Origin of the sequence: Pseudomonas sp. HMWF006 (genome assembly GCF_003061205.1) — a bacterium.
In the GTDB taxonomy this organism is placed as follows: Bacteria; Pseudomonadota; Gammaproteobacteria; order Pseudomonadales; family Pseudomonadaceae; genus Aquipseudomonas; species Aquipseudomonas monsensis.
On sequence record NZ_QAIU01000510.1, the window covers coordinates 10711 to 12337 of the forward strand.

Annotated in this window: 1 protein-coding gene and 2 pseudogenes; 2 read left to right on the forward strand and 1 reads right to left on the reverse strand. The window is 64.9% G+C overall.

Annotated elements, in window-relative coordinates; genetic code table 11:
* Positions 1-258: pseudogene (locus tag DBR24_RS33355) on the forward strand (precorrin-6A synthase (deacetylating)); the annotation flags it as partial.
* A 112-nt stretch (positions 259-370) separates the two neighbouring features.
* Here the strand turns inward: DBR24_RS33355 and ftrA are convergent.
* A complete protein-coding gene (ftrA, locus tag DBR24_RS22920; protein ID WP_128615885.1) occupies positions 371-1345 on the reverse strand; it encodes a transcriptional regulator FtrA in 975 nt (324 codons plus the stop codon).
* Positions 1346-1446: 101 nt separating this feature from the next.
* Here ftrA and DBR24_RS33360 point away from each other — a divergent pair.
* A pseudogene (locus DBR24_RS33360) lies at positions 1447-1627 on the forward strand (rhodanese-like domain-containing protein); the annotation flags it as partial.

Genomic DNA, 1627 nt, shown 5'->3' on the forward strand with positions numbered 1-1627 from the left:
ACCACCGGTCGGCGGTTGGCGGCGGGGCAGGTGAGTGAGGCCGAGAGTCTGGTGGTGATGCTCGATGGCGAAGAGGCCTATCGGCGGGTGGCGGATCCCGCGACGTCGATTTACTGGGGCGCGTACCTGGGCACGCCGGACGAGATTCTGATCAGTGGCAAGTTGGGAGACGTGGCGGATGAGATTGAGCGGGTGCGCAAGGCGGCACGGGCTGAGCATGGGTGGATAATGGATACCTATTTGCTGCGCCGGCCATAGTCCATTGGCGCCTCTGCCGGCCTTTCGGCGAGCAAGCCCGATCCCACGGGAGTCAATCACCGCTAAAGCCTGTGGGAGCGGGTTTGCCCGCAAAGGAGCCCCTGGGATCACCTCAGGAAGTTGCGTTGTCCCCACGCCCGAACCGCTCCCGATACACCGACGGCGGCACCCCCACCACGCTGCGAAACGCCACGCGAAAACTTTCCACCGAGCGATACCCGCAGCGCTGGGCAATCTGTTCGGTGTGCTGCGGTGTGCTCTCCAGCAACTCTCGCGCCCGCGCCAGCCGTTCATGCTGCAACCACGCCTTGGGCGACTGACCACTGGCCTCGGTGAACCGCCGCAAAAAGGTCCGCTCGCTCATCGCCGCCTCATTGGCCAGATCGCGCACCTCCAGCGGTTGGTGCAGGCGCTCGCGGGCCCACTGCATCACCCGTGACAAATCGTTGCGCGGCGTCGCGCTGACGGGGGTCGGAATGAACTGCGCCTGACCGCCGGTGCGTTGCGGCGACATCACCAGACGCCGCGCCACCGTGTTGGCGACCTGGGTGCCGAAGTCCCGCGCCACCAGGTGCAGGCAGGCGTCGATGCCCGCAGCGCTGCCAGCCGAGGTAATCAACTGGCCGGCGTCGACGTACAGCACGTCCGGATCGACTGCAATGGCCGGAAACCGCTCAGCCAGTTCCGTGGTGTAGCGCCAGTGAGTCGTGGCGCCGTGACCGTCGAGCAGGCCGCTGGCCGCCAGCACAAACACCCCGGAGCAGATCGACAGTAATCGGGCGCCCCGCGCGTGGGCCTGACGCAAAGCGTCGATCAACGCCGGCGGCACGGCGGCGTTACGGTCGCGCCAACCGGGAATGATGATGGTACGCGCGTCGGCCAGCAGTTCCAGGCCACCATCTGCCAACACCTGAATCCCGCCCATGGCGCGCATCGGGCCTTGATCGACCGCGGCAATCGCATGCGTGTACCACGGGAAATCGAACTCCGGTCGGGCCAGGCCGAAGATCTCCACGGCGATGCCGAATTCGAAGGTACAGAGGCCATCGTAGGCCAGAATCGCGACCAGCCCTGGTGAGGTGTGCATTTGGCGGAAAATTCCCGGTGGGTGTCTTGTGCGCCACTGTAGCGCCGAGCGCCGGCTCGATAAAGTCTGTTCACACCCGTTCAGATAAAGGAGCAACACCTATGACCAGCCTGGTTCGCGACATTCCTGCCGCCCCCTCGGCCATTGCCCTGATGCATTTCAGCAACCGTCTGACTTTCGAAACCGATTGCTCCGACGTCTACAGCAGCCAGGAAGCCGGGGAAATCGACTTCGTGCTGGTTGATGTACGTGGGCCGCTGGCGTTCGAGCGCGGCCATGTGC

Coding starts and splice junctions, on each gene's coding strand:
- ftrA (WP_128615885.1), bottom strand. CDS start 1,345: ATGCACACCTCACCAGGGCTGGTCGCGATTCTGGCCTACGATGGCCTC.